A 21,692-nucleotide genomic window follows, 5' to 3' on the forward strand; every position below is an offset into this window, starting at 1 on the left:
AATAACATTCGATTATCGGCTTCAGGGACAACCCATTCGCCCGAAGGGAATGCGTGAAGACACTTAACGGTTTGATTCGGAAGAAATTTTAGAGTCGAGGCAACGCTTCATTACCCGCCTGCGTTCTCTCCAGCGAATATTCGCTTAACTACCCGAAAGCCGCGCTACGGCCCTAAATGATTGCTATGAACGCCTCCGCCCTACCGGCCGTGTCCCAACCTCACCGCACCGCCACCAACCTGATGCATAAACTGAGCAGCGAGTTGCGGTTACCCAATAACCGCCTCCACTCCTTTACCCGCTTGCGGGAAGATCTTTTCCTCGATACGATGGATATCGAGCTCCTGCTTGCCAGCCTGGAAAGCGGGCTGGAATACTACCTCACCGAGGAAGAAGCCAACCAGATCGAGACGGTAGGCGACCTCCAGCATTACTTTTTGCGCTAGTTACTCCTCCGTAGCCGGATCCGCCGGATCCGGCCCGGCCCGTTCCAAATCGAAGTCGAAAAGAAAGCCCTGGTAGCGCGACCGCAGCAGTAGCCGGTTTCCTTCCAGGGCTACTATTTCGTAGGTGAGGGCCGGATCCACTTCGCTGGTGGTAATCTCTTCTCCTTCCCGCTGGTAGGAGCCGGACTGGGTGTCCTCGGCCAAAAGATTGGTTTCGAAGGCAGCGTCGGCCCCGAAGTCGAAGTACAGGCCTTCCAGCACCCCGGTCTTGACGTTGTCGCGGCGAGCTTCCACCAATTCCCAACGCCCCTCCAGGGCGGAGACTTGTGCGTCGGTCAGCGCTGGATCCGAGCCACAGGCAGTAAGGACGAGGAGGAGCAAAGCAGAAAAAATACGCATAGTACGGTCGGTTGCAATTCCCAAAACGCGGCAACGGGTGGATTGTTAAGGCAATTCGCTACCGCGCCGCGCGGCGCAGTCGATCGTTAATCGCCAGGCCCAGCCCGCGCTCCGGCACCGTTTGTACGACAGCCTCCCCGAAGCCGGCCGCGTCCAGTTGCCGTAGGGTATGAAAAAGGCGATGGGCGGCCTCTTCGAGATTGCCGGATTCCGAAAGCGAGTATTCGTAGGCGTTCTTCGCGGCTTCCCCGAAGCGGACTACCGCGCGCTCCGGCGTGCCGGGTCCGGGGGACGATTCCACCAGGAGAAGGCTTAGCCCCGGAGCATAGTGTCGCAGTAGCATCCCGGGGGCTTCGGGGCGGCTACTACCGTGGGTCCGCACGGTCACGGGCCGTTGCAGTAGGGCTTCCAGGGCCTCCACCGGCGTTCCGCCCTTGCGTAACACTACGGGTGTTCCGTCCGGAGCGAAGGTCACGATGGTGCTTTCGAGGCCGACGGCGCACGGCCCCCCATCCAGGATGTAATCTACCCGTTCACCGAGTTGATCGGCGACGTGGGTGGCCGTCACGGGACTGACGTAGCCGAAGGGGTTGGCGCTTGGTGCCGCCACCGGAAAGTCGAGCCGTCCGAGTACCTCGCGGGTAAGCGGGTGGTCCGGCACGCGCAAGGCAACGGTATCCAGGCCGGAGGTGACCAGGTCGGGGATGGTCTTTACCCTTTCCAGCACCAGGGTGAGCGGCCCCGGCCAGCAGGCATCGGCCAGGAGCCGCGCGGCGGCGGGCACGTGGCGGGCGTAGCGCAGGATCCGGTCGGCATCCGACTGATGCAGAATGAGGGGGTCGAAACGGGGCCGGTTTTTGGCCTGGAAGATATTGGCTACGGCGGTCTGGTCCAGCGCGTTACCGCCGAGGCCGTATACTGTTTCGGTGGGAAGGGCCACGAGCTCGCCGGCGGCGAGGCGTCGTGCGGCCTCGGCGGGGTCGGTTCCGATTATCGCTTGCACGGCCGCAAAGCTAGTGTGCTAATGGTAGACGGTGTAACTGATGTACGGAATCGGTACGGCGGGGTTAAATTCGGAATCGAGAAAGACGCTCATGATCCCGTACGACCAGCGGTGCCGCCGTTTGGCAACGGCTACGTTCAGGGACGGCAGGAGACCAAAGCCGTCGAAGGGGTCGAAGTAGCCCAGCATTTCCCCGTACAGGTGGACGCGCCGGCTTACCCGTACTCCCGCGCCCACCCGGTAATTGTAGGTGGGGCCATCATTGCCCCCGCCACCGTAGAAAAGTCCGACGCCGGCATTGAAGAACTGGGTGGCATTGCCCACCGTCAGCAGGGTAGTGAGGTCACCCACCACCGGGAAATCCGCGCTGCTGCCGATGAGGGGAAACAGTAACAGCTCGTTGCTTAAGCCCACGTGTAAATAGGGTGTTAGCGACGTTCGGTACCGTTGGTTGAAGAGGACGCCCAGCGGACCGGCAATGCCCGTACCGATCTCGAAGTGTTCTCCGAACCGCCATTCGATGGCATTGTAGGCGAGCATCACCGTTTGGAAGCGCCGATCGGTGGCAAAGGGTAGGGCGGTCCGCACCAGCGTCAGGTCGTCCAGATCGGCAATTTCGCGCGCGGGGCGGGGCGATACGAGCTCCGGCGAGCGCTCCGGCCGGTACAGGCCGAGGTGTCGCAGCGCGTCGGTAGGTATGGCCAGGGATTCCGGCACGGAAGCCACCTTAAGGAAGAAGCTGTCGCTGCGTACCTCGGTTACCGTTCCCCGCAAACGACTGTAGTCGCGCAGGATGACCTGGTGGGTTTGGGTGGTATCGCCGATCACTACCTCCCGGTTGATTCGATCTTCATAATTTTGGCCCCGCAGCGTACAAACCGAGATCAGCAGGGAGAAAAAAAGGGCGTGGCGCATGCGGGAAGAATCTACCTTAACAGACGGCAAGTTACCCTCCAGGCGTTTGCCCGTCGTCCTTAATCCCTCAATCCTTTGGAACTAGTTCGCGATGTTGTCGACCGCCGCTCCAGCCGGCTTTACGTCTATCTGGCGGGGTTTTTCGTGGCCAATGCCCTGGTCGCCGAGCTCATCGGGGTAAAGATTTTCGCCCTCGAAACCACCCTCGGGCTTTCGCCCTGGAACTTCAATCTCTTCGGGGAGATCGGGGCCCTGCAGTTCAGCGCGGGGGTACTGCTGTGGCCGGTGGTTTTCGTCATTACCGATCTGCTCAATGAATACTACGGCGAACGCGGCGTCCGCTTGCTGAGCTACTTTACGGTGGTGCTCATCGGTTACGCCTTCCTGATGATCTTCCTGGCGATCCAGCTGGAGCCGGCGGAATGGTGGCGCGCCGGAGCGCAGGAGCAGGGCATTCCCGATAACCAGGCGGCCTTCCGGGTAACCTTCGGTCAGGGGCTCTTCATCATCGTAGGCTCGCTAACGGCCTTTCTGGTGGCCCAGCTGACCGACGTATTCGTTTTTCACCGGATCCGGGAGCGGACGGGGAACGGCCGCTTATGGTTACGGGCTACCGGCTCTACCCTGGTGAGCCAACTGGTCGATAGCTTTATCGTGCTCTACATCGCCTTTATGCTCGGGCCCCAGCTATTCGGGGGAGTGGCGGAACCGTGGCCCTGGTCGCGGCTGCTGGCGGTAGCCACCGTACAGTACGCCTTCAAGTTCTTTATGGCCGTCGTGCTCACCCCGGTGATTTACTGGGGCCATACCCTCATCGACCGCTACCTCGGGATCGAGCGCGGGGAGCAGGAAATTAGCGGATAAGTTGCCGATCCTCATCCCATAACCCGACGAGCACCGCCCGGCCCCGGCCGTCGATGCGCATGCCGCCGTACTGCGCCCGGGCGAACCGATCCCCGCTGCCCTCCTCGAAGAAGTAACTCTCCGCACCGAGCCGAATGGTTCCGTTGCGGATCGATCCTGCGCGCCGGCGCCGAAATTGAATCAGCCCTTCCGCCTCTCGTAGCGGTGTCAGCTTGCTTTGGATCCGCCGGAAGCGGGCAACGCCCGTGTCGTCCAGCGTATACACCAGGTATCCGCCGGGGGGTAAGGTTTCCCGACTCAGCCCGGCGTCGATCTCGTAAGCCAGGCGCATGTAATCGCCCTGGAGCAGGGAGCGGGGGTCGACCGGCGCCAGTTCGAACAGCACCAGTTCCCCTTCGGCCAGGATCCGCTCTTTGTCGTAGACGAACCAGGCGGTGTAACCCAGCACGGCCAGGATGCCGAAGATCAACGTACCGCGTCTCAGGCTAGTCATGCTGGTGGATATTCATGCGGTGCAGCACCCCATAGGCGGCTAGTAGGACGGCTCCCGTACCCATCAGGAATACGGATTTGTTCAGCAGATCCCACCGCAGGTCGTAATAATACTGGACCGTGAAGTAAAACAGCCCCGCCACGGCAAGGCCGACGCCGAGGAGGTGTTGATTGCGGAAGCTCACCAGGAGCAGCAACAGGCAGCCACCGAAGAGGGGCAGCACCGTGGCCATTCCTCCGATCGCCGGAAAGAGCACCCCCGCCCACCGGAACCAGATCAGGGTCAGCAAAAAGCCGATGGCCAGGCCGGAACGCAGTGGCGAAAACCGCCGATCGTGGATCATCCGGTGCTCGCCCAACGCCAGTAACAAGAGCCCCGCCGCGCAAACGGCGAGGGCAAGCCACGTCCAAAGCGGTTGCCGAAGGACGTAATGCAAAAAGATCAGGCAACCCGGAACGGATACCGTAGCCAAAAGAATGAGATAGTAGTTGCGGGTGAACAGGCCGGTCGCCAGCGCGATGATCAGCACCGGCACCACCAGGTAAGCCGTAGGTATGGAAGGAGGTAACCCCACCATGATCAATCCCACGCCAACTAGGTAGCCGCATACCGTGGCCGTGGCCAGAAATGCCTGCCGCCGGGTGCGGCCGAGCAGGATGGTGGCTACGATCAGCACCACCCCCAGCAACACCGAGACCACCGGGCGGGCGAGCAGGTCGGCCAGCCAGAGGAACAGCAGGAACAGCAGGCTGGACAAAACGCCCCCCATTCCCGACAACACCCGCAGCGCCTGGTCGCTGTTTTCGGTGGTCTGCCATTCGGCCTCGTCGGCGGCCAGCGCTTCCATCCGCACCGTAAAAGGTACCCTGGCCCGTGCCTGCAATGCGGTGATCAGCTCCTTATCCATTCCAGCTGCTGTTTAGGCGATTGAGGTAGTGCACGAGGGCGGTCACGCCGAGCAGGATCAACAGCCCTGCAAGGAAAAAGCTGTTGAGGAAATCCGCCCAGCGGAGCAGCAGGAAGGTGAGGGTCACCAGGCTTCCCCCACCCACTAGGGCCAGGTAATAGATTGACCGTTGCCGCAATGCCAGCAATACCCATCCCGCGTAGGCAAGCACGGCGAACAGCGCCGTAAACAACAGTTGACGCGGGTAATCGTCGTAGGCCCCCGCGCTCACGTTCACGGTAGCGACAATGACCGCCCAGAAGGCAACCAGCTGCAACAGCCACCGAAAACTCGGCTTAGACCGGAACCCCGACCAAAGCAACAACCAACACAGCAGGTTAAACCCGAAGAGCAGCATGCCGGTCACTAGAAAGGTCAGCTCTATCCCGATCTGCTGGGTGTAGGTAATGAAGGTCACGTTCATCAGCGTGATGGCGACCAGGTACAGCGGGGCGAACGGGAGGGCAACCACCCACGGGATACAAAGCAGACTCCACACCAAAAACAGGTCGAAGGCGTTCGCGCCGGTTTGGTACACCTGGCCCAGTACCGCCAGGATGGCACCGATGAGGACGGCCGCCGCAGTGTGGAGCACCGATCGGCCCAAACGGGGCATGGGAGCAATCACCGCCGGCACCGCCGCCGCGAGGAAGCAGCCTACGGCGATGCCGATTTTTACCCCGGCGGTGAGTGCCGCCCAGTTGTAGGCGAAGAAAAAGAATACGCCACTGAGTAAAAAAGAGGCGCCGGCGCCCAGTAAGAGGTATTCCGTTAGTTTCCGCCAGTCCCGGCCCGAAGCGTACACATCCGATTGGAGGGTGCGGTGAATGTCCTCCTGCCGCCAGTCACTGTTGCGGGCAATCAGGTGAATATCCTCACGAACGGGCTTTTGCATACCGGCAATTTACGACCTCTGACGGGGTGCTTAATCGCGTTCGCACACCGACCGCAGGAAGAGGCGTAACCTGCGGAAGTACGTTTCCCCCCCGATTTCGGTGATGTCGTCGTGACCGGCCCCGGGAATGACATACAACTCCTTGTCCGTACTGGCCAGGGCCGCGTAGAGGCGGCGACCGTTGTCGACGTCGATGCTGCGATCTTCTTCGCCGTGGATGACCAGCACCGGCTGCCAGACGGCGACCGCGGCACGTTCCGGCTCGACTTCGCGGTGCCGGAATTCGGCGATCCGCTCGGCCCGGTCGAGCAGGGCATCGGTGACCGGCCGGGGGAGGGAAACACCCGTTTCCCGACAAGCGTAAGCGTGGGTGATGTCGCCGAGGTGGGCAAAGGCGCTTTCGACGATGCCGAAGTCGATCTCCCCGGTGCGGGCCATGGCCTGTAGCGCTACGGCGCCCCCCATGCTGTGGCCGAAGACGCCGGTGGGCAAGCCCGGAGAGAGGTACCTGAGGTAGCGGACGGCCTCGACCACGTCCTGCCATTCGTGGTAGCCGAAGGTGGTCATCCGGCCGCCACTCCGGCCGTGGGCGCGGGCATCGTAGAGCAGCACGTTGTAGCCGTAGGGGACCAGCTGGGGGAGGTATTCCAGGTAGAGTTCCTTCGCGCTGTCCTTGCCGTGCAGGATGACTAGGTTGCCACGAGCCGGTACGGTAGCCGGCACGTAAAAGGAAGACAGCATCAGTCCGTTAGCGGTGGCGATGTGGCCTTCCTCGAACTTATAGCCCAAGTCGCCCGGGTCTAAGTTGATGAGCCGGCGGCGGGGTTGCACGATCCGCTTCGGCAGCCAACTGAAGCAGGCAAAAATCAGTAGAAGGCCGAGAAAGAGCAGAAATAACCACAGCATGTCGAAAGATAAGCTACCTGCGAAAGGAGGAAAGGGCAATTCGTCGAAAGCCGGTTAAGGCAAGCTCACGAAAAGCCTAACTTCCGAGCTAAAGTTTATCTCCGTGCCGCGTATTTTTCTCCTTATCGCTTGCCTCTTCGCCGCCCTTCTCCCCGCCCAGGAGCGGTTTACCGACTGGACGGCGCAAATCACCCCCCGGGCCGATCGGTCCGTCGATGTCACCGAAACCCTGACCGTTGTAAGTGAGGGAGACGTCGTCAAACGGGGGATCACCCGCACCCTGCCGGAAACCGACCGACACCCGCTTCGGATCCTTTCCGTACAACGCGATGGCCGGGAAGCCGATTATCACACGGAAAACAAGCGCGGGGCCACCACCATTTACGCCGGCAAGGCGGATGCGTTCCTGTCGCCCGGCACGTATACCTACGAAATCCGGTACACGATCGGGAACGCAGTCACCTCCCTGGAGGAAGTGGACGAACTGCAGGTGGAAATTGTCGGGCCGGACGTCAGCCTGCCCGTCGAACGTGCCCGGGCCGTTTTACAACTACCGACCGGGCTGGAGGCCACTCAGTATGCGTGTTACACCGGGCGGAGCGGAAGCTCAAAAAAGGATTGTACCATCGCCGCTCCCGAAGGCGGCCAGCTGAGTTTCACGAGCACGGGTACGCTGGGGAACGGAGAGGGACTGTCGGTGGCCGTGGGATTCGAGCCCGGTTACTTTGCCGAAGCAAGTGCGGTCGCCCCGGCCGGCCGGCGGGAACCGGTGACCTGGTGGCAGGGGGAGGGCAGCCTGTTAGCGGTCGTGCTGGGTACGATCGCCGGCCTGCTATACGGTTATCGCAGCTGGAAACAATACGGCGTCGATCCGGAGGCTCCCCGGGTAGGCACGGTATTTACCCCACCGGACGGGCTTTCCCCGGCCGCGCTGACTTACCTGAATAGTGCCACCGCAGATGCCGGTACCGCCGGCTTTACCGGAACCATTCTCTACCTCGCCACCCGGGGCTACCTGCGAATCGCGGAAGAGGAAGAGTCGGGGATATTCTCGACGAACTACACCTACGTATTGCAGGCGCTGGAAACGGCACCTTCCCGTTCCGAGCTGGCCCCCGAGCAGCGGGAGCTCTTTGAGCAACTGTTTGCCGAAGGCCGGGAGCTTCGCCTCGAGGGGAAGTATGACCAGCGGATCCAAAAAATCGCCAAGCGCCACGGTGAGGCCGTAAAGGAGCATTACCAGGACCGGCGCGACATTGAGACGAACGGGTGGAAGGTGCTTCCACTCGTCGGAATTTATGCCGCCACGCTGTTGCCGGCCGTTCTGTTAGTCAAAATGGATACCACGGGCTTCGCCATTCCGGCCCTGATCGCTTTTTTCGTACTGGGGCTCATCGGGCTGATCGTGTACGCCTGGCTGATTCGAAAACCTTCCCCCGGCTTGGTCCGGCTACGCACCGAAATCCGTTCGCTTAAGGAGTACCTGGGACTGTCGGAGGGGAAACGCAAGCAACTGATCAACGCTCCCTCCATGGACCGTGACCATTACGAAGCCCTGCTGCCCTACGCCGTCGCCCTGGGCATCAATACCCAGTGGTCGAATTACTTTGGCGACCTGCTGACGCAACAGCACTACCATCCGGTTTGGATTGCGGGGGGGACCATTTTTCGGGCCGATCGGTTCAATGATTCCTTCTCCAGCGTCATCGGGGCAAGCAGCACCCCTCCCGGATCGGCATCGGGCGGCGGCGGATCGGTGGGCGGCGGAGTGGGCGGCGGCGGCGCGGGTGGATGGTGATACTGTTTACCTTCGTGCTAAATACTGACCATGACTCCTCGCCAATACATCGACCTGGAAGACCGCCACGGCGCCCACAATTACCACCCCCTGCCGGTCGTGCTCAGCGAAGGCCGGGGAGTGTACCTGTACGACATCGAGGGAAAGCAGTATTTCGACTTCCTTTCAGCTTACTCCGCGGTCAATCAGGGCCACTGCCATCCTCGCATCGTGCGGGTCATGCAGGCGCAAACCGAGCGCCTGACCCTCACGAGCCGGGCCTTTTACAACGATCAGCTGGGGCCCTACGAGGCTTACCTAACAGCTTACTTCTCCTTCGACAAAGTGCTACCGATGAACACGGGGGCCGAGGCCGTGGAAACGGCGATCAAGATCTGCAGGAAGTGGGGCTACGAGGTGAAGGGAATTCCCGCGGATCGTGCCCGCATCATCGTCTGCGGACAAAATTTCCACGGTCGCACTACCACCATCATCAGTTTTAGCTCCGATCCGAACGCAAAGGGCAATTTCGGGCCCTACACCCCCGGCTTCGAATCCGTGCCCTACGGTAATGTCGACGCGCTACGGGCCCAATTGGATCGGGATCCGGATACGATAGCCGGGGTGCTCGTAGAACCCATTCAGGGAGAGGCCGGGGTCTTCGTGCCCGACGATAATTATATCCCCGCGGTTGCCAAGGCCTGCCGTGACCGAAACGTGCTCTTTATCGCCGACGAAATTCAGACCGGCATCGGCCGCACCGGTGCCCTCTTGCGGGTGTGCGGCGACTGTAGCTGCCCCGGCCACTGCGAACGGCGGGAAACCTACACCCGGCCGGACATCCTCATTTTGGGTAAGGCGCTCAGTGGCGGGACCTACCCCGTTTCGGCCGTACTCGCCGACGATGCGGTGATGCACGTTATCCAACCCGGACAGCACGGCAGTACCTTCGGCGGGAACCCGGTTGCTTGCGCCGTGGCGCGGGAAGCTTTGGAAGTCGTACGCGATGAGAAACTCACCCAGAATGCCCGTCTACTCGGCCATCTTTTCCGTGAACGCATGCAAGGACTGGTCGATAAATTCCCCGAGCGGCTTTCCGGGGTGCGGGGAAAGGGACTACTGAATGCGCTGGTCATTAACGATACGCCCGAAGGCGACACCGCCTGGAAGCTCTGCCTTTCCCTCGCCGATCGTGGGGTACTGGCAAAGCCGACCCACGGGAACATCATCCGCTTCGCTCCCCCCCTGGTCGTTTCCGAGGCCGAGCTGGAGGAGGCTTGCCGCATCATCGGGGAAGCGGTGGAAGCTATGTTCGCCGCCGGCTGAGTTAACCGCGACTGGGCACCGACCGTCGTCGGACCTCCTAGCGGTTAAATCCATTCCCTTCGTCCCTACTATCCTGTCAAGTTTGCACGTGCAGGGTATTCGCGGTCTCCTTCGGCGCGATGCTTCGTTACAAGAAATCTTCTGGAGCGTTGCGCCTCTACCGTAGGGGACCATAGGGCCGGCAAATTCCACCTTTCGTTCCTCGCCTGCCAATAATCTCACAACCACGCACCCAAATCCTCCAGGTTTACGAGCGATTCAGGATCGCAACGCCGTCCATCCCACGTTTCCCGCACCAAAATCCTCCAGGCTTGCCCGGAGTAAAACTCCGGGTATGTAGAGGTAAAGCACCATCGACTGCAGCGCAGTCGAACCCCAACGCCCGAACTAGGGGGATCGAACCGGGACAGTATGCTATTGATTAGTGATTTTGTTAGCCTAGCATGTAAAGCGCGTCCGCGGCAATTTTGGCGGCCAATCAAGACTTCAAACTTGGCCGATCATCAGCGGATTCGTAAGCTCATCCTTTGGGTAGGTGCCGGTACCTGTCCAGCCGATCGGTGCCGATGTACTGGCTATCCGTCAGTTCGGCCGAAGCGGGCAATTGGGGAGCTGCTAGTCCCTTTCCGAAGCGGCCCGGTCCCGTAAACACGCAGGCTTCGTCCCAGAAACCGTACTGCAGGAATGCGTTCAGGATGACCGCCCCGCCCTCGACGGTAACGTGGCCGAATTTCAGGTCGTGGAGATGCTTGAGGATCTTTTTGAGCGCCTTTTTATTCAGCTCTTTTTCCTTAATCTCAACGGTATCGGCTTTTAGCTTGGCGGCTTTACGCCCCGTGAAGACAAGCGGTTTATGACCCGCGGTAGCGAAGATTTTCTCCTTTCCGGTTAGCCGATCCCGCAGGTCGATGATCACCGGGCGGGGATCGGGGCCGGGAAAGAGACGGGCGTTCAGCTTCGGATCGTCTTCGATAACGGTCCGGGCGCCGATGATGAGGGCATTCGTGTGCGTGCGCCAGCGATGGACCAGCCGCCGGGAGATGTCGTTGGTGATCCAGTATTTCTTGCTGCGATCACGGGGGCGCAGCAAACCGTCGGCGGATTGCGCGTACTTCAGCAAGATAAAGGGCCGCTGTTCCGTGGTGTAGACGAACCGGTTGGCGTTGGTGGCCGCGGTAGGGGTAAAGTTCGGGTACTCCTTGACGCGCACTCCCGCCTCCCGTAGAATGCCAGCCCCCCGACCGGACACCTCATCGCTAGTGTCGCGCTGGGCAAATACCACTTTCTTGATTTGCTGCTTGAGGATGAGCCCGGTGCAGGCCGGGGTGCGCCCCTTGATGCAACAGGGTTCCAGGCTGACAAAGAGGGTCGACTCGGGAATCAATTCCCGGTCCTCCTCCCGTACAGATGCGAGGCAATTTACTTCCGCGTGGGCCCGCCCGGCCTGTTGGTGATAGCCCTCCCCGATCACGCGGCCGTCGTGCAGGAGCACGGCCCCGACCCGCGGGTTGTCACAAACTCGGGAATCGGCAAGTCGGGCCAATTGGGCGGTACGGGATAAAATGTCAATGTTTTTCACAAAAGGGGATTAAATGCCGGTTATGTTATTATAGGTCATAAAATATGCTAGTTATCGACGGATAATGGGGGGTTAAAAGCATTTTATGCTAAATTTGAGAGAGAGGACGTGAACAGTTTCAACAAATGTTCTTCCTCCTTTTATTTGCAATTTTCAAACACTACAGCAACACTCGCACCCATGGTACATCGCATACAATTGAAGAATGCTTCGGAAGAGGCAATTTTGGATGCCCCGATTTATGAGGAGCTCTCCAAGGATGCCTACCTCCGCGAACTGGATATGCTGAACAACCTTCGTTTACATTCTTCGGGATGCGTTGTATTTCAAAAGACCTTCAAGTGCGATCAGGCAAAGAAAGGCTACCGGACCGAAACGATCTACTTGCATAAGCTGATTGCCGAGCGGTACTTAGCGCATAAGTGCGTCGGCGAGCGTACACTCGTAGGTTGCATCAATGGTAACAAGCTGGATTGCCGGTTGGAAAACCTGGAGTACCGCAGTCGATCGGTAGCGAGCCGCAAGCGCCGTTCCTCGAGCAAGATCGGCTATACGGGGGTATACAAGGAGAACAATCGTTACCGTGCGGTAATTTCCGTCAACCGGCGCAGCGTGCACATCGGTATGTTCAGCACCGCGGAGGAAGCCGCTCTGGCGTACAACGAGAAATCCAGGGAGCTATACGGTAAGTTAGGCAAGATTAACAAGATTCGCCCGCGTAATCTCTCGCTTCCCGATCGGGCCCGGTAAAGCTTCCACTTGAAATCCCGCCGCGCGCAAATTTCGTTTGAATTGCCCCTTGGCGCAGTAAGTCACTAACGTCCCGCCCGGTTTTAGCCAACGGGCACAGTGCGCCATTGCTTCGACCGTCCACAGTTCCGGTTGCTGCTCCGGTGCGAAGGCATCGTAGTAGATCAGGTCGAAGTCGGGAGTCGGTGACGCAGCCAGGAAATCCTGCCGGTACTTGGTAAAGCAAAACTGCTCCCCTAGGGAAAGGACTTTACCGAATTCGGCCCGGTGCAGGGCGAGAAATGGGTCACGGGGAATTTTCAGCAGCTCGGGGTAATTGAGCTGCTCCGCCTGCTCGGCACTGATCGGGAAGCTTTCGAAAGCCGTATAATCTACGCGTATGGTAGGAAATTTCCTTAGGTGGTTCCAGCTTAATAGCGCATTCAGTCCGGTCCCCAGGCCCATCTCCAAGACCCGGATCGCGGCTTGCCCGCGCTCCAGGTAAGGAAGCAGGCCGGATTCGATGTAGATATGCCGGCTTTCGTTAATCGCGCCGTGGGTACTGTGGTAGGCCGCCGAAAATTGGGGCGAGCGCAGGCTGTGACTGCCATCGGCGGTGGTGAATAACTCCGGCTCCATCAGGCCGTTTGCCGCAACTCGTCTACCCGGATATCGAGGTGACTGGCGTCATAGATACACTTTCCATCCTTGATCAATAACACCTGGGGCGACTCGTGGCGAACGCCGAAGGTGGAAGCGATGTGATGGCTGACCTCGCGGTGGCGCAGGAGATCCAGATAATACGGGGCAATGGCGACTTCCTGCAGATCCCATTGCTTTTCCAGCCGGTGTTTGGCCAGGCTGCTGATGGGGCAGGTCGTACTGTGCTTGAGAATCAGGCAGGGAGTCTGGCTGCTCCGCTCGATGATAGCTTCTACGTCGTGCAGGTGGTCGATCGAAGTCCAGTTCATGTGGGGTAGGTTGGGGCTTGAGGCTGCGTTAGACGAGCAGCGTAATTAGCGCGGAAACAAAGTCGTCGACGGAAAAGTTGGAGCCCGGGCAACCGTAACCCCGATTGCAGGAGGACAGCAGAAGGATAGTGGACGCGGCAAGGAGGGTAGCGGGGCGCTTGAGGTACTTCATAGTAGGTAACTGGTCTTAACGGGAACCCTTCCCGCCCGTTACGGGTTGAACGCATTAGGGCAATTAACCGCTGTAGCGTACTTTTGCCCGCTCCCGCCGCCGGCGGCCAGCTCAAGCTAAACCAAAACCGAACATGGCCAGAAAGATTGCCCTACGTGACGCCCTGCGCGAAGCAATGATCGAAGAAATGCGTCGCGACGACACCGTCTTCCTGATGGGAGAGGAAGTTGCCCAGTATAATGGCGCCTATAAAGTAAGTAAGGGAATGTTGGACGAGTTCGGACCCGAGCGCGTTATCGATACCCCCATTGCCGAACTGGGATTCGCGGGAATCGGCGTAGGCGCGGCGATGAACGGCCTGAAGCCCATCGTCGAGTTCATGACCTGGAACTTCGCCATCCTGGCTTTCGACCAGATCATCAACAATGCCGCCAAAACGCTCAGCCAGTCGGCCGGACAGTACAGTTGCCCCATCGTTTTCCGCGGTCCGAGTGGAAGCGCCGGTCAGCTGGCCCAACAACACAGCCAGACCTTCGAGAGCTGGATGGCGAATACCCCCGGCCTGAAGGTGATCTCCTGTACCGACCCCGCCGACGCCAAAGGGTTGCTGAAGAGCGCGATCCGCGATCCCGATCCGGTCTGCGTCATGGAATCCGAGTTGCTGTATGGCTACGAAGGCGAAGTGCCCGAAGGAGAATACTTGGTGGAAATCGGGAAGGCCGCTATCCGCCGGGAAGGAACCGACGTGACTTTGGTGAGTTACAATAAGATGATGTTGCCCACCATGGAAGCCGCCAAAATACTGGAAGGAGAGGGCATCAGCGCCGAGGTGATCGACTTGCGGACTATCCGGCCCATGGACCGCAAGACCATTGTCGAATCCGTCAAAAAGACCAACCGCTGTGTCGTGATCGACGAAAGCTGGCCCTTCGCCGGTGTCAGCTCGGAGATCGCCTACGAAATACAGAAGTCGGCCTTCGATTACCTCGACGCGCCGGTCATTCGGGTCAATTCCGCCGATGTTAGCCTCGGCTACGCCGCCAGCTTCGTGGAGGAGTTCCTGCCCAACGCCGAAAAGATCGTCCGCGCCGTCAAGCAGGTAGCTTACGTAAAGTAAGCCATAGCCTGTTTTCGCCCTTCGCCGGAACGTAAATGCGGGAGATAGCAGCGCTATCTCCCGCATTACGTTTCAGGCATGTGGTACCCTGGAAGCAGGCTCGGACAGACTAAGCAAGCGCTACACCAGCCGCGCCCCGCGCCTACGGGATAAAGACGCACTTGCCCGCCGGGCCGCCCGTTTCCTCCAGTTCCCGGTAGGCTTTCGCGTACTCCATCAGCGCAAATTCCCGGCCGATCTTGACCTTCAGGCCGTGTTCCTCTACCAGATCGTACAATTGGTGCAAGCTATGGTGGGTGATGTCCGTCAGCATCGGAACGTGCTTTTTGTCGTTCAGCTTGTTGTTGACGAAGCTGGAGATGTAGCTCGTCATACCCGGTTGCAAATTGATGTAGGTGCCATGTTCGTTCAGTAAATGCTTTGCTTTCGACCACGGAAGGGTGCCGGCGGTGTCGAGGATTACGTCGTAGCGATGGTCCTCGGTGGTCACGTCCGTCGTTTCGTAGTTGACCGTGCGACTGGCTCCCAGTTCGCGCATGATCTCCTGGTGGTGCGGACCGGCCACCGCCGTCACCGTGGCATTGTCCATACGAGCCAGCTGAATGGCCATATTTCCGACGCCGCCGCTCCCGCCGTTGATCAGCACTTCCTGACCGCGCAGATCTACCTTCTCCCGCAATGCCTGGTAGGCTGTTGCTCCGATTAGCGGCAGGCCACCGGCTTCACTCATACTCAGCGAGGGGGGTTTGATGTGAATCTGATCGGCCGTGACGAGCATGGCATCGGCCATGGCACCCATCACCTTGAGGCTTACTGCGCCGAACACCTCGTCTCCCGCTTCGAAGTTGGTCACCCTGGACCCCACTTTACGAACCACGCCCGCGAATTCCAGTCCCATCCGACGGGGCCACAGGTGGCCGTCCGCCATTTTCATGTGGGCGTTGCGGATCTTCCAATCAATGGGGTTGATACCGGCCGCCTTTACCTCCACCAGGATTTCTTCCGGGCTGGGTTCGGGGGTTTCGACCTCCGCCAGGTACATTTTGTCAATTCCGCCGTAGTCGTTGTAGCGTAGTTGTTTCATAGTATTGGGTTTCTTGCTGTATGTCGGCGCGGGGTCGGCAGGTTCGGTGGTAGCCGGCGCGTGGCTACCTGGCCGCTTCGGGTAAGGGTACGAAAGGTCCGTAGATGGCACGCCGGAAGTCGTGGTGGAGTCCGATCTGGTCGAAGGGGAAAAGCTGGACGAAGAGAACCGCAGCCAGTTCGTTCGCCGGATCTACCCAGAAGAGGGTACTCGCCGCCCCGTCCCAGAAGAATTCGCCCACCTTCCCGGGGTTCTCCGCTGCGGTGGCCGGCGGGCGCTGGCGTACGGCGAAGTCGATGCCGAAGCCGACCTGCCCCTTGCTCGGCAGCCATAGCCGCTCGGTAACTTCGTCGGAGAGCTGGTTGGTGCGCATCAGGCGGACCGTTTCCGGTTGCAGAATGCGGACGCCGTCAAGCGATCCGCCGTTGAGCAGCATGCGGGCGAAGGTCATGTAATCGTCGAGGGTGGAGGTGAGCCCGAAGCCACCCGGCGTCAGGGGCCACTGCCGGAGATTAAATTCGTGGGCTTCCGCGCTCGGCAGTTGGGTTAGCGTACCGTCCGCGTCCCGGCGGTAGGCGGCAGAAAAGCGGTCGCGATCCGCTTCCGGAACTACGTAGCGGGTATCGTTCATGCCGAGCGGAGTGAAAATGTGCTCTCGCAGGTAGGCATCGAAGGCTTGGCCGGATAGGCGTTCTACCAGTAACGCCTGGACGTCAACCGACGGACCATAGTGCCATTCCGTTCCCGGATCGGAGCGCAGGGGCAATTGGCCGAGTTTCTCCCCCATGGTGGTCAGGGTATTTTCGTAGCTGCGCAGGTCCGCCGCAACGAAGGCCTGCTGGAGCCCGTCGGGATCGCCGCCAGTGTAAAAGCCAGCCGTGTGTCGGGTGATGTCGCGTACCAGGATAGGTCGGCTCGTTGCCCGGGTTTGCATGGTACCTGCGCTGCCGCCGCCCGAAACGTACACCCGCACATCGCGGAACTCGGGGAGGTGATCGGCTAGCGGGTCGTCCAGTTCGAACTTGTCCTGCTCGTACAGTTGCATCAGGGCGACGCCGGTGATGGGCTTGGTCATGGAATAAATCTGGACGATCGTATTCCGTTGCATGGGGATGTCGGCTTCCCGGTCGGACTGGCCGAAGGCCCCGAAGTAGGCTTCGTCTCCTTTTTCGAAAACCAGGGCGGATACTCCGGCGATGTCGCCCGCGGAAACGAATCCCCTTAGCGTGCTGTCGATACGCTCCCGGGCGGTTGGCGTTACTACCGTATTGCGGGGCCAGCTGCGTTCGGCCAGTGCCCGCGTTTTTTCCACGCCCTCCCGCGCCGGCAGGCTATCCCCCTCGTATTCGATACCGAGGTAGCCGTCGTAGCCGGAAGCGCGGATCGCGTCGAACAGGGTGCGGAAGTCCATGACCGTCTCCGCCCCGTCCGCGGTAAAGTTGAAGGCCTTGACGCTGACCCCACCGGCGTAGGGCATGAGTTCCTGCATTCCTTTATAGCGATCGTAGCGGGCGGTGCACTTGCCGCCCCACAACTGACCGTTGTCCCGCTGGTAACACCAGTTATCGAAATCCGCCACCGCGCCGACGGCCTCGGGCTCCAGGCGTTGCAGCAGGGTCGAGAGCCAGGTCCCATTGCTGCTCCAGCCACCATGATTTTCAATGAGGATGCGGACCCCGCTCTCCCGGGCGGCCCGCGCCAATTTGCCGACCCCGTCGGTGGCCGCATCGAGAACGGCTTCGTAGGTGCCCGCGCCGTGTGCGTTTATCCGCAGGTCACGGATGCCCAATCGCTCGGCCGCCGCTACCCACTCGAGGTGGCGGGCTACGGCGGAGTCGCGTGCGGCCGCATCCGGATCGCCTAGATTTCCGGCCCCGTCGATCAGGAGCATGGTCAGCGCCACCCCGGCATCGTCGGCCGCGGCGCGCAGACTATCCAGGAAAGCAGCATCGGTGGCGCGGTCGGCGAAGAATTGGTTGACGAGCTCGACGCCGTCGAAGTCCATTTCACCCGCCGTGGCGACGAAGTCAAAATTGTCCATCTCCCCGTCGAAAAGCGCCCGGTGGAAGGACCACTGGCCCAGGGAATACCGGGGGCCGCCCGGGCTATCCGTTGTTGGTGACGATACGGTAGCGGGGTCCGTTGCGGTACAGGCGAAGAATAGGAGCGAAACGATCAGATAGCGCATAACCGGTGACTTTGGAGTAAGGTAACGGTCTTGCGCAAAGTGCCGCGTCAATCGTTACCGTGCTTCCGGCAATAGGTTCTCCAGCAGTAAAACGTCTGTCCGGCTCTCGCGCCACCGCCGCGCAAGGGTGTTGGGAACCGGGGCCGGATTGAGGGTGAACGACCCCAGCGCGATATCGTCGTCTCCGTCCTGGTCGTAATCGGCCGCTTCCAGGATGAGCCAGCGACCATCCAGGGCTTGGGGGACGGTGGAAGCGTGGAAGGAGAGGCCGGGGCCCGGGGTAAGTTGCTCCAGGTACACGAAGGCGGCCTGTGGTTGTCGGTCGAAGTCGGCGAAGTTGCTCGCGACGGCCAGGTCGAAGTCACCGTCTCGGTCGAAGTCCCTTGCCACCACCCGCGTTGCCCCGGGGAGTGGCTGGAAATAAGTTTCGCTGAAGTCATCATTACCGTCGTTGGTGTAGATACGGAGTCCGTGGTAGGGCTTGATCACGTTGGAGTAATCGGCATTATCGCCGTGGACCGTAATCAGGTCCTGGTCGCCGTCACCGTCGAAGTCGACCAGTTCGAACCAGCTCGTTCCCCAGACGGCGGGGAACTGCAGGAGGGGCTCCCGAAGGAAACTGCCGTCGGGTTGCTGGTAGAGGGCGTCGATCCCCTCGTCGCCCTGGGCGTGGAGGACTACGAGATCGGCCAACCCGTCGCGGTTCAGGTCGGCGGCCACGACCCGGGTGCAGCCGGCCGCGCCCAGGAGACGCCGGTAGGTAAAGCCGCCGCTGCCGTCGGGGTCGAGGAGGGAAAGGGCGCCGGAGAAGTTGCCGTACTCACAGATCACGATTTCCCGCGCTCCGTCGCCATCCAGATCCGCTGCCATATGGTAGACGGGGCGGTGGAGGCTGTCGTACAGAACGGCCGGTCCTGCCGAGGTAAGCCGGTACAACTTGCCGTTGCTGGCTTCGGTGGGGTAAATGTTGCCGATCTCAAGAAGAAGGGAATCTTCGCCCGTGGAGGTAAAGTGTACCAGGGGCAATTGCAGGTTCACGAGGGTATCGACGGCCCCGGCCGGGGAAACGCGGGTAAGCTGACCGTAACCGTCTCCGACGATCAGTCCGCTGGCGTCCTGGCCGATATAGGTAATCAGCGAGCCGTCTTGGTCGTCGAGCGTAAGCGGGCGTGCCACGAAGCCGGACAGCGAATCCAGGTGCAGTGGCCGGGGGAGGGGCAGGGTATCGGGTGCCCGGGTGAGTATGTACTGGCGGACCCGCTCCCACGCTTCCGGATCCAGTGTAGGGGCTTGCGGGTAGAAGCCGTGGGCAAGCGCCAGCTCGTACTCGCCCGGTGGGAGTTGGCGGGCCGGGTCGTAGCCGAAGGTGAGCATGCCCAGGCGGGCGCCCATTTCCGGCAACACCCGCTTTTCCCAGATGGATCGCGGCAAAAGCGCGGGAGCTACGAACCGGTGGCAGGAACTGCAAGTCTCCTTTACTAACGCTTCATCCCCCATTTTTGGAGAACAGGCCTTCAGGGCAATCAGGGCCAATCCGGCAAGCAGCAGGAAAAAAATGGAGCGCATAGGGAAAAAAAGAGATGTGCGAACATACGAATGCTACCGTTCCCGGCGGAAAGGGTACCGCTCCATCGAAAGCCTGAGAATTGTTAGGAACTGGCTTGAACACGCTCCTATCTTGGTATCACCCCCGATTGTCGCGGTAGCGGCCCGGAGTTATACATCACCTAAACTTAGCAAATCTTACCATACCGAATGGTACGCATGTGCGTCCAACGCGGGGAAGAGGAGCGGGCGGGAAGTGTATTTCGGTCCCAAGGATAAGCGGGGAATTTGCTTTTTTATTTCAGTTGTCTCTCATGAAGTCTCGTAAACCTACACGCTTTTCGTATTCAAACCTTTTTACCATTTCGCGCATCTTGCGAAAACACCCCAAACGCATCGAGCTTACGTCGCAACTGCGGCGTAAGCTCGAACTCGCCGTCTTGGAAGGTGGGGTTGCCGACGGCATCCTGACCAACCAGGCACTGGATGAGCTCCGCTTGGCGGAAGTGATGCGGTGCATCCGAACGTCTACTTGTCAGTATTGTCAGCGGGCGGGGCAATTGATGCCGTACAAGCGAAGGAAAGTTACCGCCCTTGTTTTCCGACAGCGGATCGAGGAACGTCCGGAGTTCGCTTGCCGCAGTTGCGCGCTCACCCGCCTGACGCTCAGCAGCCTGCATACGCTTTTTGCCGGCTGGTGGACGGTAGCCGGTGCGCGGGCCACCCCTTATGCGCTGTATTCCAATCTGAAAACGGTGGTGTTGGAGTTGTCCGAAGCAGAAATGCAGTGGCTGCTCGGTGCCATCGACCGGGTTCGGAGTTGGGTGGTGCGGATACTGCCGCCATCCACTGCCGGAGCTGGCAAGACGGAGCATCCGATACCGTCCGCTTTTCTGCGTGATGACGACATCGATCTGATCACGCCGGTAGCTGGCTGATATCCGGACGGTCGAGGAGTGGCCGGCAGGGCTTACTTTGCGGCATGGACCGGATCCGTACCATTGCCTTCGACGCAGACGATACCCTGTGGGTCAACGAACCCTTCTTCCGCGAGGCGGAGGCGACATTCTGTGGATTACTCGAAGACTACCTCCCGCACCACAGCGTGCATCGGGAGCTTTTCTCTACCGAAATTGCAAATTTGCCCCTCTACGGCTACGGCATCAAGGCCTTCACCCTCTCCATGGTGGAAACCATACTGCGCATAACGGATGGAAAAGCGCCGGGCCATATCGTAGATCGCGCACTCCAGATCGGAAAAGAAATGCTGCAAAAACCCGTCGAACTACTGGCCGGGGTGGAGGAAACCCTCGAACGACTGGGGCCGGATTATCGGCTGGTACTGGCCACTAAGGGGGATCTCCTCGACCAGGAGCGAAAACTGGAGAAATCCGGGCTGGCCGGGTACTTTCACCACATCGAAGTGATGAGCGACAAACAAACGGGCAACTACGAGCGATTGATCGCCCACCTGGATTGCCGACCGGAGCAGTTCATGATGGTGGGGAATTCCGTAAAATCCGACATCATTCCCGTCCTACGCTTAGGCGGGTATGCCGTTCACGTCCCCTTTCATACGACCTGGGTGCACGAGGAAGCGACCTACGAGGAAGCCAATCCCCGCTTTCTCGAAGCCCGTTCGATTTCCGAAATATTCGATCTGCTCCCATGAGATTTCTCGACCTCCCTACCTGGAACCGACGGGAGCATTTTGCCTTCTTCCGTCAATTCGAAGAGCCCTTTTTCGGCTTAACGGTACGGGTGGATTGTACGGAAGCCTACGCCCGAAGTAAGCAGACCGGCCATTCTTTCTTCCAGTGGTACCTACATAAAGTGCTGGTATCCGTCAACGAGGTCGAGGCATTTCGGTACCGGATCCGCGATGACCGGGTAGTGATCCACGATCGCATCCACGCGTCCGCTACCATCAATCGGGAAGACGGAACCTTCGATTTTTCCTACATCCCCTTCGTGCCCGAATTCACGGATTTTGCCGTGGGTGCCCGTCGCGAGATCGACCGTATCCGAACCACGTCTGGCCTCAACGTAGGCGTCGCCGGCGACGACGTCATTCACTTTAGTGCCGCGCCCTGGCTCGACTTTACCGCCCTCAGCCATGCGCGGCAGTACCGGCATCCCGATAGCTGTCCGAAAATCAGCGTGGGAAAAGTAACCGAAAGGGACGGCCGCTTAGGCATGCCCGTTTCCATTCATGCCCACCATGCACTAATGGACGGTAGGGAAGTAGGCGCGTTCGTGCTTCGGCTGGAAGAACAACTGCGAGAAAAATGAGAAAATAGGGTAACCTATCGGCGGAGCACGTCATGAAAAGGCAGG

22 protein-coding genes and 1 pseudogene are annotated in these 21,692 nt (G+C 59.9%); 9 read left to right on the plus strand and 14 right to left on the minus strand.

Features of this window, described 5'->3' with window-relative positions; all coding sequences use genetic code 11:
- The first annotated feature begins 185 nt into the window (after positions 1–185).
- Complete coding sequence (locus CLV84_RS13245) at positions 186–446, plus strand: acyl carrier protein (RefSeq protein WP_146088803.1); 261 nt, start codon at positions 186–188, stop codon at positions 444–446.
- Here the strand turns inward: CLV84_RS13245 and CLV84_RS13250 are convergent, their stop codons facing one another.
- Genes CLV84_RS13250 through CLV84_RS13260 form a run of 3 tightly spaced genes read right to left on the minus strand, consistent with a single transcriptional unit; the run spans position 447 to position 2,763 of the window.
- The gene (locus tag CLV84_RS13250; protein ID WP_146088804.1) at positions 447–845 is read right to left on the minus strand and encodes a hypothetical protein; all 399 of its coding nucleotides are present in this window, start codon (positions 843–845) and stop codon (positions 447–449) included. It abuts the gene before it with no gap.
- Between the two features lie 58 nt (positions 846–903).
- Positions 904–1,848, minus strand: coding sequence for an L-threonylcarbamoyladenylate synthase (locus CLV84_RS13255; RefSeq protein ID WP_245911508.1), 945 nt, complete (start codon positions 1,846–1,848; stop codon positions 904–906).
- 18 nt (positions 1,849–1,866) lie between these two features.
- Entirely contained in the window at positions 1,867–2,763 is an 897-nt protein-coding gene (locus CLV84_RS13260; protein ID WP_104420268.1) for a hypothetical protein, read from the minus strand.
- 75 nt (positions 2,764–2,838) lie between these two features.
- Between CLV84_RS13260 and CLV84_RS13265 the strand changes: the two genes are divergently transcribed.
- Positions 2,839–3,627 carry a queuosine precursor transporter gene (locus tag CLV84_RS13265; RefSeq protein ID WP_104420269.1) on the plus strand — a complete coding sequence of 263 codons (789 nt, stop codon included), beginning with the start codon at positions 2,839–2,841 and terminating at the stop codon, positions 3,625–3,627.
- Here the strand turns inward: CLV84_RS13265 and CLV84_RS13270 are convergent.
- The 4 genes from CLV84_RS13270 to CLV84_RS13285 are packed head-to-tail and all read right to left on the minus strand — an operon-like array spanning position 3,617 to position 6,867.
- A complete protein-coding gene (locus CLV84_RS13270) occupies positions 3,617–4,120 on the minus strand; it encodes a GDYXXLXY domain-containing protein (RefSeq protein ID WP_104420270.1) in 504 nt (167 codons plus the stop codon). The genes CLV84_RS13265 and CLV84_RS13270 overlap by 11 nt on opposite strands.
- Positions 4,113–5,027, minus strand: a complete 915-nt coding sequence (locus tag CLV84_RS13275) for a DUF4401 domain-containing protein (RefSeq protein ID WP_104420271.1) — start codon at positions 5,025–5,027, stop codon at positions 4,113–4,115. Before CLV84_RS13275 ends, CLV84_RS13270 begins: the two co-directional genes overlap by 8 nt.
- Complete coding sequence (locus CLV84_RS13280; protein ID WP_104420272.1) at positions 5,020–5,961, minus strand: DUF2157 domain-containing protein; 942 nt, start codon at positions 5,959–5,961, stop codon at positions 5,020–5,022. Before CLV84_RS13280 ends, CLV84_RS13275 begins: the two co-directional genes overlap by 8 nt.
- A 30-nt stretch (positions 5,962–5,991) precedes the next feature.
- The gene (locus tag CLV84_RS13285) at positions 5,992–6,867 is read right to left on the minus strand and encodes an alpha/beta hydrolase (RefSeq protein ID WP_104420273.1); all 876 of its coding nucleotides are present in this window, start codon (positions 6,865–6,867) and stop codon (positions 5,992–5,994) included.
- Between the two features lie 103 nt (positions 6,868–6,970).
- Between CLV84_RS13285 and CLV84_RS13290 the strand changes: the two genes are divergently transcribed.
- Both CLV84_RS13290 and rocD read left to right on the plus strand, forming a co-directional pair.
- Positions 6,971–8,665, plus strand: a complete 1,695-nt coding sequence (locus CLV84_RS13290) for a DUF2207 domain-containing protein (protein ID WP_170067698.1) — start codon at positions 6,971–6,973, stop codon at positions 8,663–8,665.
- Positions 8,666–8,695: 30 nt separating this feature from the next.
- Positions 8,696–9,970: an ornithine--oxo-acid transaminase gene (rocD, locus tag CLV84_RS13295; protein WP_104420275.1), complete on the plus strand. Its 1,275-nt coding sequence runs from the start codon at positions 8,696–8,698 to the stop codon at positions 9,968–9,970.
- A gap of 520 nt (positions 9,971–10,490) precedes the next feature.
- On the opposite strand, the gene ribD is transcribed toward rocD, so the two are convergent.
- On the minus strand, positions 10,491–11,549 hold the full coding sequence (gene ribD / locus CLV84_RS13300) for a bifunctional diaminohydroxyphosphoribosylaminopyrimidine deaminase/5-amino-6-(5-phosphoribosylamino)uracil reductase RibD (protein WP_104420276.1): 1,059 nt from the start codon (positions 11,547–11,549) through the stop codon (positions 10,491–10,493).
- 180 nt (positions 11,550–11,729) lie between these two features.
- On the opposite strand from ribD, the gene CLV84_RS13305 reads away from it, so the two are divergent.
- Positions 11,730–12,299 carry an AP2/ERF family transcription factor gene (locus CLV84_RS13305; RefSeq protein ID WP_104420277.1) on the plus strand — a complete coding sequence of 190 codons (570 nt, stop codon included), beginning with the start codon at positions 11,730–11,732 and terminating at the stop codon, positions 12,297–12,299.
- On the opposite strand, the gene mnmD is transcribed toward CLV84_RS13305, so the two are convergent.
- Genes mnmD through CLV84_RS21855 form a run of 3 tightly spaced genes read right to left on the minus strand, consistent with a single transcriptional unit; the run spans position 12,240 to position 13,421 of the window.
- Positions 12,240–12,917 carry a tRNA (5-methylaminomethyl-2-thiouridine)(34)-methyltransferase MnmD gene (gene mnmD / locus CLV84_RS13310; RefSeq protein WP_104420278.1) on the minus strand — a complete coding sequence of 226 codons (678 nt, stop codon included), beginning with the start codon at positions 12,915–12,917 and terminating at the stop codon, positions 12,240–12,242. The two genes, CLV84_RS13305 and mnmD, sit on opposite strands and share 60 nt — an antisense overlap.
- Complete coding sequence (ytxJ, locus tag CLV84_RS13315) at positions 12,917–13,249, minus strand: bacillithiol system redox-active protein YtxJ (RefSeq protein ID WP_104420279.1); 333 nt, start codon at positions 13,247–13,249, stop codon at positions 12,917–12,919. Before ytxJ ends, mnmD begins: the two co-directional genes overlap by 1 nt.
- A 28-nt stretch (positions 13,250–13,277) precedes the next feature.
- Entirely contained in the window at positions 13,278–13,421 is a 144-nt protein-coding gene (locus CLV84_RS21855) for a hypothetical protein (protein WP_170067699.1), read from the minus strand.
- A gap of 127 nt (positions 13,422–13,548) precedes the next feature.
- Between CLV84_RS21855 and CLV84_RS13320 the strand changes: the two are divergent.
- Positions 13,549–14,538 (plus strand): annotated as a pseudogene (locus CLV84_RS13320) (pyruvate dehydrogenase complex E1 component subunit beta); the annotation flags it as partial.
- Between the two features lie 142 nt (positions 14,539–14,680).
- On the opposite strand, the gene CLV84_RS13325 reads toward CLV84_RS13320, so the two are convergent.
- The 3 genes from CLV84_RS13325 to CLV84_RS13335 form a co-directional block, all read right to left on the minus strand.
- Complete coding sequence (locus CLV84_RS13325; protein ID WP_104420281.1) at positions 14,681–15,622, minus strand: NAD(P)-dependent alcohol dehydrogenase; 942 nt, start codon at positions 15,620–15,622, stop codon at positions 14,681–14,683.
- A 64-nt stretch (positions 15,623–15,686) separates the two neighbouring features.
- Positions 15,687–17,810 carry a serine hydrolase gene (locus tag CLV84_RS13330; RefSeq protein ID WP_104420282.1) on the minus strand — a complete coding sequence of 708 codons (2,124 nt, stop codon included), beginning with the start codon at positions 17,808–17,810 and terminating at the stop codon, positions 15,687–15,689.
- Positions 17,811–17,864: 54 nt separating this feature from the next.
- The gene (locus CLV84_RS13335) at positions 17,865–19,376 is read right to left on the minus strand and encodes an FG-GAP repeat domain-containing protein (protein ID WP_104420283.1); all 1,512 of its coding nucleotides are present in this window, start codon (positions 19,374–19,376) and stop codon (positions 17,865–17,867) included.
- A 353-nt stretch (positions 19,377–19,729) separates the two neighbouring features.
- On the opposite strand from CLV84_RS13335, the gene CLV84_RS13340 reads away from it, so the two are divergent.
- From CLV84_RS13340 to CLV84_RS13350, 3 genes are read left to right on the plus strand one after another with little or no spacing between them, the layout of a single operon-like run.
- Positions 19,730–20,293: a hypothetical protein gene (locus CLV84_RS13340; protein WP_104420284.1), complete on the plus strand. Its 564-nt coding sequence runs from the start codon at positions 19,730–19,732 to the stop codon at positions 20,291–20,293.
- Positions 20,294–20,337: 44 nt separating this feature from the next.
- On the plus strand, positions 20,338–21,027 hold the full coding sequence (locus CLV84_RS13345; RefSeq protein WP_104420285.1) for an HAD family hydrolase: 690 nt from the start codon (positions 20,338–20,340) through the stop codon (positions 21,025–21,027).
- Positions 21,024–21,647, plus strand: coding sequence for a chloramphenicol acetyltransferase (locus CLV84_RS13350; RefSeq protein ID WP_104420286.1), 624 nt, complete (start codon positions 21,024–21,026; stop codon positions 21,645–21,647). The genes CLV84_RS13345 and CLV84_RS13350 overlap by 4 nt, the downstream gene beginning before the upstream one ends.
- Positions 21,648–21,692 lie beyond the last annotated feature (45 nt).

The organism is Neolewinella xylanilytica (assembly GCF_002934605.1).
In the GTDB taxonomy this organism is placed as follows: Bacteria; Bacteroidota; Bacteroidia; order Chitinophagales; family Saprospiraceae; genus Neolewinella; species Neolewinella xylanilytica.

What these genes read in the sequence shown, in the direction of transcription:
- CLV84_RS13245 (WP_146088803.1), top strand. Translation starts at nt 186, where the DNA reads ATGAACGCCTCCGCCCTACCGGCCGTGTCCCAACCTCACCGCACCGCC.
- CLV84_RS13250 (WP_146088804.1), bottom strand. Translation starts at nt 845, where the DNA reads ATGCGTATTTTTTCTGCTTTGCTCCTCCTCGTCCTTACTGCCTGTGGC.
- CLV84_RS13260 (WP_104420268.1), bottom strand. Translation starts at nt 2,763, where the DNA reads ATGCGCCACGCCCTTTTTTTCTCCCTGCTGATCTCGGTTTGTACGCTG.
- CLV84_RS13270 (WP_104420270.1), bottom strand. Translation starts at nt 4,120, where the DNA reads ATGACTAGCCTGAGACGCGGTACGTTGATCTTCGGCATCCTGGCCGTG.
- CLV84_RS13275 (WP_104420271.1), bottom strand. Translation starts at nt 5,027, where the DNA reads ATGGATAAGGAGCTGATCACCGCATTGCAGGCACGGGCCAGGGTACCT.
- CLV84_RS13280 (WP_104420272.1), bottom strand. Translation starts at nt 5,961, where the DNA reads ATGCAAAAGCCCGTTCGTGAGGATATTCACCTGATTGCCCGCAACAGT.
- CLV84_RS13285 (WP_104420273.1), bottom strand. Translation starts at nt 6,867, where the DNA reads ATGCTGTGGTTATTTCTGCTCTTTCTCGGCCTTCTACTGATTTTTGCC.
- rocD (WP_104420275.1), top strand. Translation starts at nt 8,696, where the DNA reads ATGACTCCTCGCCAATACATCGACCTGGAAGACCGCCACGGCGCCCAC.
- CLV84_RS13305 (WP_104420277.1), top strand. Translation starts at nt 11,730, where the DNA reads ATGGTACATCGCATACAATTGAAGAATGCTTCGGAAGAGGCAATTTTG.
- mnmD (WP_104420278.1), bottom strand. Translation starts at nt 12,917, where the DNA reads ATGGAGCCGGAGTTATTCACCACCGCCGATGGCAGTCACAGCCTGCGC.
- ytxJ (WP_104420279.1), bottom strand. Translation starts at nt 13,249, where the DNA reads ATGAACTGGACTTCGATCGACCACCTGCACGACGTAGAAGCTATCATC.
- CLV84_RS21855 (WP_170067699.1), bottom strand. Translation starts at nt 13,421, where the DNA reads ATGAAGTACCTCAAGCGCCCCGCTACCCTCCTTGCCGCGTCCACTATC.
- CLV84_RS13325 (WP_104420281.1), bottom strand. Translation starts at nt 15,622, where the DNA reads ATGAAACAACTACGCTACAACGACTACGGCGGAATTGACAAAATGTAC.
- CLV84_RS13330 (WP_104420282.1), bottom strand. Translation starts at nt 17,810, where the DNA reads ATGCGCTATCTGATCGTTTCGCTCCTATTCTTCGCCTGTACCGCAACG.
- CLV84_RS13335 (WP_104420283.1), bottom strand. Translation starts at nt 19,376, where the DNA reads ATGCGCTCCATTTTTTTCCTGCTGCTTGCCGGATTGGCCCTGATTGCC.
- CLV84_RS13345 (WP_104420285.1), top strand. Translation starts at nt 20,338, where the DNA reads ATGGACCGGATCCGTACCATTGCCTTCGACGCAGACGATACCCTGTGG.
- CLV84_RS13350 (WP_104420286.1), top strand. Translation starts at nt 21,024, where the DNA reads ATGAGATTTCTCGACCTCCCTACCTGGAACCGACGGGAGCATTTTGCC.